Source organism: Streptomyces sp. NPDC107522, assembly GCF_055657525.1.
This window is the reverse complement of sequence record NZ_JBVKAU010000006.1, coordinates 436124-450024: the sequence shown is the minus strand read 5'-3', so window position 1 is coordinate 450024 and position 13901 is coordinate 436124. Positions and strand designations below refer to the sequence as shown.

The window sequence follows — 13901 nt, the reverse complement described above, 5'->3', positions numbered from 1 at the left end:
TGATCGTTCATACAGGCATGAACGTAACTAAACGGACACTTGCTGTCATCGCCCTCGCGGGGGCCGCGGCCATGTCGACCTCCGCCGTGGCCCACGCCGACACCCTCGACCCGCGCCCGCAGAAGTCGGTCTCGTACCTGGTGTATCCGTACCAGGGCACCTACCCGCCGGGCATCCTGCCCTTCGCGGCGGCTGTTCCCACGGCCGCCCTCCTCGGCGTCAATCCCTTCAGCATCGTCTGAGGGTCGCCTCCCGCCGAGCGCTGCGGCCCGCCCGACCGGTCGGCCCCAGCGCTCGGACACCTCTGGCGGACACATCTGCCGGGCACCGCTGAAATGGCCAACAAGAGAAAACCCTCCCACTGGCGCCCCTCCCGCCACTTACAGTGCGTTGGACCGAAATGGGGAACGGGGAGGGGACCATGTCCAAGGGGGTCAAGGCCGCCGTCATAGGCGGGGTGTTCGCCGTGATGGTGGGCGGTGCCGGGTACGGCGCGTACAACGTCATGTCCGCGCTGAACGGCGGCGGGGCGACGGGGGCGGCATCACCGAAGAGCGGCCCGCCCAGCAGCGACGAGGTCGAGGAGACCACGGCGAAGTTCTTCGCGGCCTGGGAAAAGGGACAGGCGGCGCAGGCGGCGGCACTCACGAACAACGACGCGGTCGCCGAGACGGTGCTGACGTCCTACGGCGAGAAGGCCCACATCACCGGCGTGAAGATCACGCCCGGCAAGACGAAGGGTGCCACCGTCCCCTACACGGTGAGCGCGAAGGTGTCCTACGACGGGAAGTCCAAGGCACTCTCCTACAAGAGCGAACTCACGGTCGTGCGCGGGCTCACCACCGGAAAGGCCCTCGTCGACTGGCGACCGGCCCTGGTCCACCCGCAGTTGAAGAAGGGCGACACCCTCGTCACGGGCGAGGCCGCGAGCCCGCCCATCGAGGCCGTGGACCGCGACGGCACCGTGCTGACGAAGGAGAAGTACCCCTCCCTCGGCCCGATCCTGGACACGCTGCGCGAGCGGTACGGCGATAAGGCCGGCGGCGCCCCCGGCATCGAGCTGGCGATACAGCACGCCGACGAGTCCGCGGACACCTCGCTGCTGACCCTCGCCAAGGGCAGACCGGGCAAGCTGGAGACGACGCTCAGCGCGAGCGTGCAGGCGGCCGCCGAGAAGGCCGTGAAGAGTCACGCCCAGTCCTCCGTGGTGGCCCTCAAGCCGAGCACCGGCGAGGTGCTGGCCGTGGCGAACCATCGCGACGACGCCTTCAACGCGGCCTTCGAGGGCAAGGTCGCCCCCGGCTCCACGATGAAGATCATCACCGCGGCGATGCTCATCGACAACGGCGTGACCTCGATGAACGGCCCGGCCCCCTGCCCCTCCAGCGCCACGTGGCAGAGCCAGACCTTCACCAACCTCAAGGGCCTGGAGCCCAACGAGACCGCGAGCGCCACGCTCGCCGACGGCTTCCTGCGCTCCTGCAACACGGCCTTCATCAAGCTCGTCGACGAGGATCCGCTCACCGACGCCTCGCTGACGGCGGAGGCCGAGGAAAGGTTCGGGCTCGGCCGCGGTGACTGGAAGACCGGCATCACGTCCTTCGACGGCAGCGTCCCCGCCTCCGCCGGACCGGACCGCGCCGCCAACGCCATCGGCCAGGGCGGCGTCCAGATGAACCCGCTCAACATGGCCTCGGTGACGGCCACCGCGATCACCGGCCAGTTCCGGCAGCCGTACCTGGTCTCGCCCGAGCTCGACGACCGGCCGATCGCCACCGCCGAGGGGCTGCGGGCGAGCACCGCCGCCCAGCTGAAGCAGATGATGCGGCTGGCCGCGACCGCTCCCCGGGGCACCGCCGTGCAGGCCATGTCCGGGCTCAGCGGTGACATCGGCGCCAAGACCGGCTCCGCGGAGGTCGACGGGAACGCCACCTCCGACAGCTGGTTCACCGGTTTCCGCAATGATGTGGCGGCCGCCGCCATGTCCCAGCAGGGCGGCCACGGCAGCGACGCGGCGGGCCCGATTGTCGCAGCCGTGCTACGAGCGTCCGCGTGAAGTTAACCCCCACAGGACGGGACTCTAGGGTGTTCCTCGTCGTTGGTATGCGTGAGGTCGGCGGGGCGGCGGGGGCCCCTGGGATACGCGAGGGAAACGGACAGCAGTGGGTAACAGAAGACGCGTCGCCGAGCGACGGAAGACCAGTCCCGCCGTGCTCGGCGGGATGATCGCCGTGGTCGTCGGCGGCGCGGGGTTCGGCGTCTACGCCCTGTACGGCGGCGGAGCCGCGGCCGACAGCCGTACGGAGACGACATCCTCCGCTGCCGACCAGAAGGCGAAGAAGGTCAAGACCGGCCCGCTGTCGGCCAAGGAGGTCACGACCGCGGCCGAGACGTTCCTCACCGCCTGGCAGCAGGGCAAGGTGGACCGGGCGGCCGCCGCCACGGACGACAGCGCGGCCGCGCAGGCCCTGCTGACCGGCTACACCAAGGACGCCCACATCAAGGACGTCACCCTCACCGCCGGCGCCCGCACCGGCGACAAGGTCCCCTTCTCCGTGAAGGGCACGGTGTCGTACCAGGGCACCAGCAAGCCGCTCACGTACGACAGTTCGCTGACCGTCGTCCGGCGCGCCGAGGACGGCAAGCCGCTCGTCGACTGGCACTCCGCGGTCGTCCACCCCGACCTGAAGGACGGCGACACCCTCGTCACCGGCGCGTCCGGCACCCCGCCCGTCAAGGCGCTGGACCGGGACGGCGGCGAGATCACCGAGGACAAGTACCCGTCGCTGGGCTCGGTCCTGGACGGGCTGCGCGAGAAGTACGGCGACAAGGCCGGCGGCAAGGCGGGCGTCGAGCTCCAGGTGATCCGGGGCAAGGAGTCCAAGAAGGCCGAGCTGTCCGACAAGACCCTGCTGGAGCTGAGCAAGGGCACGCCGGGCACGGTGAAGACGACGCTGAGCCCGACGCTGCAGGCCGCGGCGGAGCAGCAGGTGGCGGCGAAGTCGAAGGCGTCGGTGGTCGTGCTGCGCCCGTCGACCGGCGAGATCCTGGCGGTCGCGAACTCCTCGCACGGCTTCAACACGGCGTTCCAGGGCTCCCTCGCCCCCGGCTCCACGATGAAGGTCATCACCTCCTCGCTGCTGATCGAGAAGGGGCTCGCCTCGCCGGACAAGCAGCACCCCTGCCCGAAGTACTTCACGTACGGCGGCTGGAAGTTCCAGAACGACGACAAGTTCGAGATCAAGGGCGGCACGTTCAAGGCGAGCTTCGCCCGCTCCTGCAACACGGCCTTCATCAGCCAGGCCGGCAAGCTGGACAACGACAGCCTGACCAAGCAGGCCCAGCAGGTCTTCGGGCTCTCCCTCAACAACTGGTCCGTCGGCGTCCCGACCTTCGACGGCTCCGTCCCGGTCCAGTCCCAGGCGCAGATGGCGGCCTCGCTCATCGGCCAGGGCGGGGTGCGGATGAACCCGCTGAACATGGCGTCGGTCTCGGCAACGGTCAAGACGGGCACCTTCAAGCAGCCCTACCTGGTGGCTCCGACGGTCGACAACCGCACCCTCGCCACGGCCTCCCGCAGCATGTCGGCGGCCACCCTCGCCCAGCTGCGCGAGCTGATGTCCTACACGGCGGCCTACGGCACCGCGGCCGAGGCGATGGCCGGGGTCACCGGCGACGTCGGCGCGAAGACCGGCTCGGCGGAGGTCGACGGCCAGAAGAAGCCGAACGGCTGGTTCACCGCCTACCGGGGCGACCTGGCCGCGGCGGGCGTGGTCCAGTCGGGCGGCCACGGCGGAGAGACGGCGGGCCCGATCGTGGCGGCACTGCTGAAGACGGGCGGCTGAGCCCGAGAGCCTGTGGCACAGGCTCTCAGCGGCTCACGGGTGCGGCGGCGGCCAGATATGTCCGCCGCAGGAACCTCATCAACGCCTTCGACTCGAACTGCACCACGGAAACACCGTCGGCCGAGTGGAACTCCACCACGGCCTGTACCCGCCCACACGGCCACACCCGTATCTCGCCGCTCTCGGCCGGCGCCCGCAGCCCCTGTTCCAGCAGGGACCGCGAGAACGTCCACTCATGGGCCTCACGCCCGGGCAGCCGGATCCGCACCGAGCGCGGGTCCGTCTCGGGGTCGTAGCGCAGGACCACCGGGACGGCGTCCTGCTCCTCCGCCAGGATGTCCGCGTCCGTGACGATATGGGCTCGCGCGTACTGCTCGACTACAGACATCGGACGGCCCCTTACGCTGCGTGACCTATGCGAAAGCTGTACCTCCGCTCCCCCTCCAATGTCGCATATCTTCCCGAATGCGCCCGCGGAAGCGGGCGTATATCAGCTGTGCGATACACAAGCCCCTCGCTCTTGCAACTCATTCGCATTAAGCCACTATCATCGAACGGTGCACGTACCTGACGGATTCATAGACGCCCCCACCTCGGTCGCGACCGGAGTGGCCGCCGCTGCCGCCGTTGCCGTGAGCCTGCGCGGCGCGCGCCGTGAGCTCGACGAGCGGACCGCGCCGCTGGCCGGTCTGGTGGCCGCGTTCATCTTCGCGGTGCAGATGCTGAACTTCCCCGTCGCGGCGGGCACCAGCGGCCATCTGCTGGGCGGCGCGCTCGCGGCGATCCTCGTCGGCCCGTACACGGGCGTGTTGTGCATCTCCGTCGTCCTGCTCATGCAGGGCATCCTCTTCGCGGACGGCGGGCTGACCGCGCTCGGCGTGAACATCACCAACATGGCCGTGGTCACGACGGTCGTCGCCTACGCCGTCTTCCGCGGCCTGGTGAAGGTGCTGCCCAGGAGCCGCCGCTCGATCACCGCCGCCTCCTTCGTCGCCGCCCTGCTGTCCGTGCCGGCGGCCGCACTCGCCTTCACGCTCATGTACGCGATCGGCGGCACCACCGACGTCGCCATCGGCAAGGTCGCCGCCGCCATGGTCGGCGTGCACATCCTGATCGGCATCGGGGAGGCCGCGATCACCGCGCTGACCGTCGGCGCCGTCGTCGCCGTACGCCCCGACCTCGTGTACGGCGCACGCGACCTGCGTCAGCGTCTGCAGCTGCGGGTCAACGGCGAGCTGGTCGACGCCCCCGCCGCCGAGCCGGTCCCGGTCGCCGCCCGCTCCCCGCGCAAGGTGTGGGCCGTCGGCCTCGTCATCTCCCTGGTCCTCGCCGGGTTCGTCAGCTTCTACGCCTCCGCGAGCCCGGACGGTCTGGAGAAGGTCGCCGCCGACCACGGCATCGACAAGAAGGCCGAGGACCACGCGAGCGCCGACTCCCCGCTCGCCGACTACGGCGTCAAGGACATCACCGACGCCCGCCTGTCCGGCGGTCTGGCGGGCGTGATCGGCGTCGGTGTCACGGTGGTCGCGGGCAGCGCGGTGTTCTGGACGGTGCGCAGGCGCCGTACGGACGACGTCTCCCCGTCGAGCACGGCCTCGTCCGCGAGTTCGAGCGTCTGACATGGGCGCAGGGCACGCGCACCGGCTCTACCGGCACGGGCACTCCCCCGTGCACGTCCTGCCGCCGCACACCAAGCTGGCCGCGACGTTCGCGTTCGTGCTGGTCGTGGTGTCGACGCCGCGGGAGGCGATGTGGGCGTTCGGCCTGTACGCCGTCCTGCTCGCGCTCGTCGCGTACGTCGCCCGCGTGCCCGCCGGGTTCCTGCTCAAACGGCTGCTGATCGAGGTGCCGTTCGTCGCGTTCGCCGTGCTGATGCCGTTCGTGGCGGAGGGCGAGCGGGTCGAGGTGCTGGGGATGTCGCTGAGCGTGAGCGGGCTGTGGGGCGCGTGGAACGTGCTCGCCAAGGGCACGCTGGGCGTCGCCGCCTCCGTCCTCCTCGCCGCCACGACCGAACTGCGCGAACTGCTCCTCGGCCTCCAGCGGTTGAAGCTCCCGCCGCTGCTCGTGCAGATCGCGTCCTTCATGATCCGGTACGGCGATGTCATCACCGACGAGATGCGGCGGATGCGGATCGCCCGTGAGTCGCGCGGCTTCGAGGCGCGGGGTGTGCGCCACTGGGGCGTGCTCGCCAAGTCGGCGGGCGCGCTGTTCATCCGCTCCTACGAACGCGGCGAGCGGGTGCACCTCGCCATGGTCAGCCGCGGGTACGCCGGTTCGATGCCGGTCATCGACGAGGTGACCGCGTCCCGGGCGCAGTGGTCGTACGCCCTCGCACTCCCCTGCGCCGCCCTCGTCGTCTGTCTGCTGGGATGGGCCCTGTGACACCTTCACTGGAAGTGGCCGGACTGGCCTTCGCGTACCCCGACGGCCACCAGGCCCTGTTCGGGGTGGACTTCTCGATCGCGCGCGGCGAGCGGGTCGCGCTGCTCGGCCCGAACGGCGCCGGCAAGACGACCCTCGTCCTCCACCTCAACGGCATCCTCTCCGGCGGCACCGGCACGGTGAAGGTCGCCGGACTGCCCGTCGGCAAGCAGCACATGGCCGAGATCCGGCGCCGGGTCGGGATCGTCTTCCAGGACCCGGACGACCAGTTGTTCATGCCGACGGTGCGCGAGGACGTCGCCTTCGGTCCCGCGGCCGCCGGGCTGAAGGGCGCCGAGCTGGAGGAACGGGTCGACCGGGCGCTCGCGCGGGTCGGCATGGCGGAGTTCAAGGACCGCCCGCCGCACCACCTCTCCTTCGGGCAGCGGCGCCGGGTCGCGGTGGCGACCGTGCTGGCGATGGAGCCGGAAATCCTGGTCCTCGACGAGCCGTCCTCCAACCTCGACCCCGCCTCGCGCCGCGAACTGGCCGACATCCTGCGCTCGTTGGACGTGACCGTGCTCATGGTCACGCACGACCTGCCGTACGCGCTGGAGCTGTGCCCCCGCTCCTTGATCCTCAGCGACGGCGTGATCGCGGCGGACGGCAAGACGGGTGAGCTCCTGGCCGACGAGGAGCTGATGCGCGCGCACCGCCTGGAGCTGCCGTTCGGCTTCGACCCGCGGTCCGTGACAATGGGCGCGTGACGGGTCAACACGACGAAGAGGCCGCCGGGTCGCTGTCCCTGGACGACCAGCTCTGCTTCGCGCTGTACGCCGCCCAGCGGGCGATGACGGCTGCCTACCGCCCGCTCCTCGACGAACTCGGCCTGACCTACCCGCAGTACCTCGTGCTGCTGGTCCTGTGGGAGCGCGGCGAGGCGACGGTCAAGGAACTCGCCGCCGCCCTGCGGCTCGACTACGGCACCGTCTCCCCGCTGCTGAAGCGGCTGGAGGCTGCGGGCCTGGTACGCCGTGAGCGGTCGGCGCGGGACGAGCGGTCCGTGCTGGTGGCCGTCACCGGGCGCGGGGAAGAACTGCGGGAGCGGGCGAAGTGCGTACCCGGCGCACTGCTCACGGCGACGGGGCTCGACGCAGCGGGGGTCGCACGGTTGCGCAAGGAGTTGTGGGCGCTCGCGACAACAGCGCACTCGACTGCGGACCACCCTCGCTGATCTCGCGTTACCCCCGGTTGCCACCCCCTGGTAACAGAAGTCACCTTACCGGCCAGTACCTTGTGCACGATGCATTTGTGCGCGCCTTTATGGGGGAGGGCCAACCATGACCGAAGAGAGCATCGCCGTGGACACCCGTCCGACGAAGATCATGTACGTCGCCGAGGCCACCGCGCATGGCGGCCGGGACGGCTATGTCACCAGTCAGGACGGCCAGATCGACCTCAAGGTCGCGATGCCCCCGGAGCTGGGCGGCGACGGCAACGGCACCAACCCCGAGCAGCTCTTCGCCGCCGGCTACAGCTCCTGCTTCCACAACGCGCTGATCCTGGTCGGCAACCGCGAGGGCTACGACCTCACCGGATCCACGGTCGCCGCCAAGGTCGGCATCGGCCCCAACAAGCACCGCGGCTACGGCCTCGCGGTCGCCCTCAGCGTCTCCCTGCCGGTGCTGGACGCGGACCTCGCGGCCAAGCTGGTCGACGCGGCGCACGACGTCTGCCCGTACTCCAACGCGACCCGCGGCAACATCGACGTCACGATCCTGCTCGGCTAGCGAGACGTCGGCCACACAACGGAATCGAAGGCCGCGGACCCATGTTGGACTGACTGTCGCAGGCACGACAGTGGGTGAGGAGCACGGGCGTGGACGTGAACGGCACAGTGGCCGAGGGCTTCGAGCCGGTCAGGGAGGCGTTCGTACGGAACTTCGCCACGCTCGGGGAGCGGGGCGCCGCCGTCACCGTGTACCGGGACGGGCGCAAGGTCGTCGACCTGTGGGCGGGTACGAAGGATGTCGACGGCGGGGAGCCGTGGCAGCACGGCACCGCGCAGGTCGTGCGCTCGGCGACCAAGGGCGTCGCCGCCGCCGTACCCCTGCTCCTGCACCAGCGTGGGGAGCTGGACCTGGACGCGCCGGTGGGCGAGTACTGGCCGGAGTTCAAGGCGCACGGCAAGGAGCGGCTGCTGGTGCGGCACGTGCTGAACCATCGCGCCGGGCTGCCGGTCCTCGACCGCCCGCTCACGCCCGAGGAGGCGCTGGACCCGCATCGCGGCCCCGAGGCGGTGACCGCGCAGGCGCCCGTGTGGGAGCCTGGCACCGACCACGGCTATCACGCGCTGACGTACGGCTGGCTGCTGGACGAGCTCGTGCGCCGGGTGACGGGTCAATGGGCCGGCGAGTGGCTCGCGGCGGAGATCGCCGGTCCGCTGGGCCTGGATCTGTGGCTGGGGCTGCCGGAGTCGGAGGCGGGCCGGGTGGGCCGGGTCGGCCGGGTGGAGGGGCCCGAGCCGGTCGGCGGACTGCGTTCGCGCCCGAAGCGCTCGGTCACCGCGGCCTACGACGACCCGGACTCCCTCACCCGCAGGGCCTTCGCCGCGATCACCCCGTTCCCCGACCAGAACGACCCCGCCTACCGCGCCGCCGCCCTCCCCGCGACGAACGGCATCGCCACCGCCGACGCCTTGGCCCGCTTCTACGCGGCGCTGATCGGCGAGGTCGACGGCGTACGGCTCTTCGAACCGGCGACGGTCGAGCTCGCCCGGGCGGAGGAGTCGGCGGGGCCGGACCGCGTCCTGGTGGTCAACACCCGCTTCGGCCTCGGCTACATGCTGCACGGCACCGCGTCCCCCTTGCTGGGCCCGGGCTCCTTCGGCCACCCGGGGCGCGGCGGCGCCCTCGGCTTCGCCGACCCGGAGACGGGCATCGCGTTCGGTTATGTGACGAACGGCTTCCGCAAGACGGTGACGGCGGATCCGAGGGCGCAGGGGCTGGTACGGGCGGTGCGGTCGGTCCTGGCGTAGCCGCCGCGTCGGCCCGCTCGGGGTATCGGCCCGCTTGCTCGGTGTATCGGCCCGCTTGGTGACAGCCGCACGCGTCCGTCGGCGCGTGCGGCTGTCGGGCTGTCAGATGTGGATCGGGTGCGAGGTGCGCCCGGATGCCTGGTCGATCTCCCCGTGCGCCTTGGTGAGCATCTGCATCGCCAGTTCGTTCAGTGCGCGTGCGCCGGCGATCTCCTCACCGACGCGTGGCTGATTCGCGTCGGTGTGGTGCCGTGTGGCGTGCCCGTGGGCCCGTACCTCGGTGCCGTCGGGGAGCCGTACCAGCGCCACCGCCCTGGTGTGTGTCTCGTCCTCCTGGAACTCCAGCTCGACGTGCCATCCCACTGTGGTTCGCATCATGACGATCACCTCCGGAACATCTGCTTCCAGGGTGCGCCTCGGAGTGGGCCGCCGACTAGTCGGGCTCGGCGAACTCCTCGGGACGCGGGGCCGGAGTGGGACGTTTGGTGCGGGCCGGGGCGCTGAGGGCGGTCACCCGGTCGGCCAGTGCGGCGATCCGCTCGGTCGCCTCCGTCACCAGGTCGGTGCGCAGCCTGCGCTGGTGGCGGTGGCCGAGCTCCAGGGTTGCCAGCGCCAGACCCACGCCGATCAGCACGACGGCCACCAGCGCCAGATGGACGCGGGGCCCGCCCTCCCCGACCGCCTCGAAGGCCACCCCGGACGCCAGGGCCAGGGCCGCGATCAGCGTCAGGCCCACGGCATGGCCGCCGAGGAGCCAGGGGTGGTCCTCGCGCAGCCACGCCGCCCGGGAGCGCCCGGCCTCGTCCGCCACCCGGCGCACCGCCGCGCGCAGGTCGTCCAGTTCCCACCGCGCCTTCTCCCGCTGCTCGCGCGAGAGCGGCGCCCGCGCCCCGGCGAGCCGCAGGTCCAGCCGCGCGATCGCCCGGCGCAGCACGACCCGGGTCACCGGTGTGGGCAGGGTCTGCGGCCAGCGCGCCCACAGGTCGGCCTCCTGCCGCGTGATCCGGACGTGGGCGGCGGCCGTGCGCCCGCCGACCAGCCCGAGCGCCAGCAGCAGCACCAGGGCCGCGAACTCGCCCCCTTCGTCCCACGCGGACACGGCGCTGAACAGCACGAAGACCACGAGTCCGGCGATCACCGGCCAGGTCTGCCGGATGTACGTCCGGTGCTTGACCGTATGCAACTCGCGCTCCCACCGGTCGACGGGGCGCCGCAGCGGAAAGCGGACGACGGCCACCGCGACGAGCGGCGCGCACAGCAGCAGGCAGGACGCCAGCGCGGCGTACAGGGTCCAGGGCAGGTCGCCCCGGCGGTACCAGCCCTCGTCGCGGGGCAGTGCCGGGACCGTGAGCAGCAGGGCGCCGCACAGCAGTGCTGTGACGGCACCCAGCAGGCGGCCCGGCCGGTACCCCGGCTCCGGTGGCGGGATCGGCCGCCAGCTCCGGGCCACCTCGGTCTCCAGGACGGCGATCAGTTCCGCGAGGTCGGCGTCGAAGCGGGCGGTGCGCAGGAACTGGGCGTTGCGGTGGGCCAGGTCCCGGACGGGTTCGGGGAGTTGGCCGGGTCTCGGCGGGGTGGCGCCGTCCAGCAGCAGGGGGATGACGGTCTTGCCGGTGTGCAGCGCCTGGTCGATCTCCCGGCGGACCCAGTCCGTGGGGTCGTCCAGCCGCCGCTCGCCGGACTCGCCCCGCGCGTCCGCCCACCCCCGGTGCACCACGACGAGCAGCACCTCGCAGTCCGCCACCCGCTCCCGCAGCGTGTCGGGGTACCGCTGTCCCGGCACGATCGAGACGACATCACGGAAAACCTGGTCCTCGCCGAAATGATGTTCGAGTCGGTCGTACAGTTCCCGCACGACGTCTTCGTGATCGCCCCTGCGGTAGTTGATGAAGATGCCGCCCACGCCGCACACCCTAGAGCGACCGGGAGGCTCCATGAACGCCCGTGAACAGGCTTGCCCCTTCTGTGAGATCGCCTCCGGCACCGGCAAGGCGCGCATGGTCTACGAGGATGCGCACACCCTCGCCTTCTTCCCGCTGGCGCCGGCCACCCGGGGGCACACGCTGGTCGTGCCGAGGGTGCACTCGGCGGACCTGTGGGCGATGGGCGAGGCGGATGCCCAACGCCTGTTCGACACCGTGATGGTGGTGGGCAGGGCGCTGCGCGCGCTGCTGAGCCCCGACGGCATGAACGTCATCAACTCCGCGGGCGCGACGGCCACACAGACGGTGTTCCACACCCATGTGCATCTCGTGCCGCGCAGGCCCGGGGACGCGATGGGTCCCATCTGGCCGCCGAAGGGCGCCGGTTTCCGTGCGGGTTCCCGGGACGAGGACGACGCCGCCGCCGACGCGCTCGCCGCCCGCCTCTCCGCGGCGATCGGCCGCACGACGCGGTGAGTTCGCCGGGCGCGGTGAGTCCGCCGCGCGCGACGGTGAGGTCACAGGCTCACAGGCTCACAGGCTCACAGGCTCACAGGGCGAGAACGACCAGCGCGAGGTCGGCGAGCAGCAGAGGCGTGTAGAACAGCAGCAGCGTCGGCGTCAGCCAGACCTCCGGCCAGGGCATCCGCGCGAGATACGGCCCCACGTCCATGGACAGCACCTCGACCGTGCTGCCGGGGCGCCGGGCGTCGTCGTAGAGCCTGCGGTAGGCCCTTTCCTGGCGCAGAAAGAAGCAGTCCAGGTACCAGAAGCAGAGCAGCGGCACCGCGCCGACGGTCGCGAGCTGCCAGCTGAACCGGCTGGCGGAGAGCGCGAGCAGACCCGCGGCCAGGGTCAGCGTCCAGCCCTTGACGAGAAACGAGTTGGTGCCGAGGCGCGTGATCGTCGCCTGGATGAACTCCAGCTGCTTGATCCGGTCCGCGTCCAGCGGCACCCTGCCGCCGGCCTCCGCGTCCGACCCCTCGCTCAGCGCCGTCACAGACCTGCCCCCTCGGTGCACTGTCGCCGCGACGATCATAGTGCGGGCGCAAAGACCGCAACTCGGGATCAGTGAGACTCGGCACACTCGCTTCGGTGACCGCCTTCGCCCTGCTTCCATGGAGATGTCGCGTTCCGCGGAGATGTCGCGCGCCGGACCTGGCCCCGCCGCCACCGCCACCTCTCCCGTTCACCGCCCTGGGCCACATCGAGGACATGCGCTGCTGCTTCTCCGCCCACCTCCCCGCTCTCGCGGCCCTGTCTGCCTTCCCGGGCCCCTGCGAGGTGCTGCGCTCCGGTGCCCGCCTCGCCCCCGCCCTGCTGCGCACCGCCTCCGCCGCCGTGCAGCGGGCGCGCTCCCATCACCCCGACGACCTGGCCGCGGTCAACCTGGAACTGGTCACGCTCACCGAGGACCGCGCCGTCGTCACCTGGTACACCGGCATCCCGGGCACCAACGACGGCCTGGGCCACCCCCTCCCCGCGATCACCGAGGGCGAGGTCGTCTACGGCACCCACCCCTCCCGGCTCAACCGCACCGCCTCCGAGGGCCGGCCGACCGCCCACCACCAGGTCGAGCTCACGGACCTGGAACCGGGGCAGACGTACTACTACCAGGCCCGCTCACGCGGCGTCGCCGCCACGCCCACCCCGCTGCACCTGGTGCGCGGCAACGCGGTGGGCACGTCGACGTTCGGGTTCGGCACGCGTGGCGGGCCGTACTCCTTCACCACCCCGCAGCCGCCGCCCGGCCGGCACCTGCTGTCGATCGCGCTCTGCAACGACCTGCACCTCGGCGAGACCACCGCGGGCCTCGTAGGCGGCCTGCCCCTGCCGCGCGGTGTGTCCCAGCAGCCGGGGCGTGCCCCGTATCCGGAGCTCATGAGCCGGGCCCTGGTCGAGGAGGCCCGGCGGCGCGGGGCGGACGTGCTGCTGGCCGGGGGCGACATCTCGGCCGGCGGGGCGGCCCACGACCTCGGCGAGGCCCGGCGGATCCTGGACGGCTTCGGCACGCACGGGCGGGACTACTTCGTCGTAAGCGGCAACCATGACCGCGCCGGGACCGCCCTGGACGGGGACAACGCCTTCCACGCCGCCTTCCCGGGCTTTCCGGGCGTCGACGGCCCCGGGTACTTCGCCCGCGACCTCGGCGGGCTGCGGATCATCGGCCTCGACACCTACGTCAAGACCGGCAACGGCGCCGACGCGGGCGGGCTCGGACCCGAGCAACTGGCCTGGTTCCAGGCGCGTCTGAAGGAGGCCCCGGACCAGCCGACGCTGGTGTTCGGCCACCATCCGCTGACCGTGCGGGACTCGGTGTTCCCGGTGACCCGCGGCCAGTGCCTGGAGCGCCGCCAGGCCCGCGCGCTGCTCGACGCCTATGCGCAAGCCCCCGGCGTCTTCCTCCACCACGCAGGCCACACGCACCGCAACAAGCGCACCGTGCTGCCGCGGGCCCCGCACGTCACCCAGCAGGAGGTCGCCGCCGCCAAGGAGTACCCCGGCGGCTTCACCCTCCTGCGCATCCACTCCGGCGGTTACGCCCTCAACCACTACAAGGCCGACGACCCGGCGGCCCGCCAGTGGAACGAGCGCAGTCGCCGGGTCGCCGCGGGCCTGTGGCCGCACCACGCCCTGGGCCGCTCGGTCACCGACCGCAACAGCGTGACGGCGCACGACCTGTCCGGCGTCGCACAGCGGGCACAACAGGGCGTGACGAGCGGGCGACGGTGAGTG

15 protein-coding genes are annotated in these 13901 nt (G+C 71.6%); 11 read left to right on the top strand and 4 right to left on the bottom strand.

From position 1 onward, the window contains the following. Positions 1–17: 17 nt before the first annotated feature. The 3 genes from ACZ7L6_RS22380 to ACZ7L6_RS22370 all read left to right on the top strand — a co-directional run bounded on the left by ACZ7L6_RS22380 (position 18) and on the right by ACZ7L6_RS22370 (position 3845). Positions 18–242, top strand: a complete 225-nt coding sequence (locus ACZ7L6_RS22380; RefSeq protein ID WP_471926503.1) for a hypothetical protein — start codon at positions 18–20, stop codon at positions 240–242. Positions 243–421: 179 nt separating this feature from the next. Beyond that, positions 422–2056 (top strand): penicillin-binding transpeptidase domain-containing protein, encoded by a 1635-nt coding sequence (locus ACZ7L6_RS22375; protein ID WP_471926501.1) that lies wholly within the window; start codon positions 422–424, stop codon positions 2054–2056. A 106-nt stretch (positions 2057–2162) separates the two neighbouring features. Continuing rightward, positions 2163–3845 carry a penicillin-binding transpeptidase domain-containing protein gene (locus tag ACZ7L6_RS22370; protein ID WP_471926499.1) on the top strand — a complete coding sequence of 561 codons (1683 nt, stop codon included), beginning with the start codon at positions 2163–2165 and terminating at the stop codon, positions 3843–3845. Between the two features lie 25 nt (positions 3846–3870). On the opposite strand, the gene ACZ7L6_RS22365 is transcribed toward ACZ7L6_RS22370, so the two are convergent. Beyond that, positions 3871–4233, bottom strand: a complete 363-nt coding sequence (locus ACZ7L6_RS22365) for an SsgA family sporulation/cell division regulator (protein WP_471926497.1) — start codon at positions 4231–4233, stop codon at positions 3871–3873. A 169-nt stretch (positions 4234–4402) separates the two neighbouring features. Between ACZ7L6_RS22365 and ACZ7L6_RS22360 the strand changes: the two genes are divergently transcribed. From ACZ7L6_RS22360 to ACZ7L6_RS22335, 6 genes are all read left to right on the top strand, one after another. Continuing rightward, positions 4403–5464, top strand: coding sequence for an energy-coupling factor ABC transporter permease (locus ACZ7L6_RS22360; protein ID WP_471926495.1), 1062 nt, complete (start codon positions 4403–4405; stop codon positions 5462–5464). Position 5465: 1 nt separating this feature from the next. Beyond that, entirely contained in the window at positions 5466–6227 is a 762-nt protein-coding gene (gene cbiQ / locus ACZ7L6_RS22355; RefSeq protein ID WP_471926493.1) for a cobalt ECF transporter T component CbiQ, read from the top strand. After that, positions 6215–6973, top strand: coding sequence for an energy-coupling factor ABC transporter ATP-binding protein (locus tag ACZ7L6_RS22350; protein WP_471926491.1), 759 nt, complete (start codon positions 6215–6217; stop codon positions 6971–6973). The genes cbiQ and ACZ7L6_RS22350 overlap by 13 nt, the downstream gene beginning before the upstream one ends. Further along, entirely contained in the window at positions 6970–7440 is a 471-nt protein-coding gene (locus ACZ7L6_RS22345; protein WP_471926489.1) for a MarR family winged helix-turn-helix transcriptional regulator, read from the top strand. The genes ACZ7L6_RS22350 and ACZ7L6_RS22345 overlap by 4 nt, the downstream gene beginning before the upstream one ends. A gap of 106 nt (positions 7441–7546) precedes the next feature. Next, on the top strand, positions 7547–7996 hold the full coding sequence (locus ACZ7L6_RS22340) for an organic hydroperoxide resistance protein (RefSeq protein ID WP_471926487.1): 450 nt from the start codon (positions 7547–7549) through the stop codon (positions 7994–7996). 89 nt (positions 7997–8085) lie between these two features. Next, positions 8086–9243 (top strand): serine hydrolase domain-containing protein, encoded by a 1158-nt coding sequence (locus ACZ7L6_RS22335; protein ID WP_471926485.1) that lies wholly within the window; start codon positions 8086–8088, stop codon positions 9241–9243. Positions 9244–9345: 102 nt separating this feature from the next. Here ACZ7L6_RS22335 and ACZ7L6_RS22330 read toward each other — a convergent pair whose 3' ends face one another. Further along, a complete protein-coding gene (locus ACZ7L6_RS22330) occupies positions 9346–9621 on the bottom strand; it encodes a DUF1876 domain-containing protein (RefSeq protein ID WP_433041903.1) in 276 nt (91 codons plus the stop codon). Positions 9622–9676: 55 nt separating this feature from the next. Further along, a complete protein-coding gene (locus ACZ7L6_RS22325) occupies positions 9677–11146 on the bottom strand; it encodes a toll/interleukin-1 receptor domain-containing protein (protein WP_471926483.1) in 1470 nt (489 codons plus the stop codon). A 31-nt stretch (positions 11147–11177) separates the two neighbouring features. On the opposite strand from ACZ7L6_RS22325, the gene ACZ7L6_RS22320 reads away from it, so the two are divergent. Next, positions 11178–11642, top strand: a complete 465-nt coding sequence (locus tag ACZ7L6_RS22320) for an HIT family protein (protein ID WP_471926481.1) — start codon at positions 11178–11180, stop codon at positions 11640–11642. A 73-nt stretch (positions 11643–11715) separates the two neighbouring features. Here ACZ7L6_RS22320 and ACZ7L6_RS22315 read toward each other — a convergent pair whose 3' ends face one another. Further along, positions 11716–12165, bottom strand: coding sequence for a hypothetical protein (locus ACZ7L6_RS22315; protein ID WP_471926479.1), 450 nt, complete (start codon positions 12163–12165; stop codon positions 11716–11718). Between the two features lie 215 nt (positions 12166–12380). Here ACZ7L6_RS22315 and ACZ7L6_RS22310 point away from each other — a divergent pair, with 215 nt between their 5' ends. After that, entirely contained in the window at positions 12381–13898 is a 1518-nt protein-coding gene (locus ACZ7L6_RS22310; RefSeq protein ID WP_471926477.1) for a purple acid phosphatase family protein, read from the top strand. Positions 13899–13901 lie beyond the last annotated feature (3 nt).

Bases quoted from the DNA above. Each gene is read 5' to 3' on its own strand.
- ACZ7L6_RS22380 (WP_471926503.1), top strand. From the start codon at position 18: ATGAACGTAACTAAACGGACACTTGCTGTCATCGCCCTCGCGGGGGCC.
- ACZ7L6_RS22375 (WP_471926501.1), top strand. From the start codon at position 422: ATGTCCAAGGGGGTCAAGGCCGCCGTCATAGGCGGGGTGTTCGCCGTG.
- ACZ7L6_RS22365 (WP_471926497.1), bottom strand. From the start codon at position 4,233: ATGTCTGTAGTCGAGCAGTACGCGCGAGCCCATATCGTCACGGACGCG.
- cbiQ (WP_471926493.1), top strand. From the start codon at position 5,466: ATGGGCGCAGGGCACGCGCACCGGCTCTACCGGCACGGGCACTCCCCC.
- ACZ7L6_RS22350 (WP_471926491.1), top strand. From the start codon at position 6,215: ATGGGCCCTGTGACACCTTCACTGGAAGTGGCCGGACTGGCCTTCGCG.
- ACZ7L6_RS22340 (WP_471926487.1), top strand. From the start codon at position 7,547: ATGACCGAAGAGAGCATCGCCGTGGACACCCGTCCGACGAAGATCATG.
- ACZ7L6_RS22330 (WP_433041903.1), bottom strand. From the start codon at position 9,621: ATGATGCGAACCACAGTGGGATGGCACGTCGAGCTGGAGTTCCAGGAG.
- ACZ7L6_RS22320 (WP_471926481.1), top strand. From the start codon at position 11,178: ATGAACGCCCGTGAACAGGCTTGCCCCTTCTGTGAGATCGCCTCCGGC.
- ACZ7L6_RS22310 (WP_471926477.1), top strand. From the start codon at position 12,381: ATGCGCTGCTGCTTCTCCGCCCACCTCCCCGCTCTCGCGGCCCTGTCT.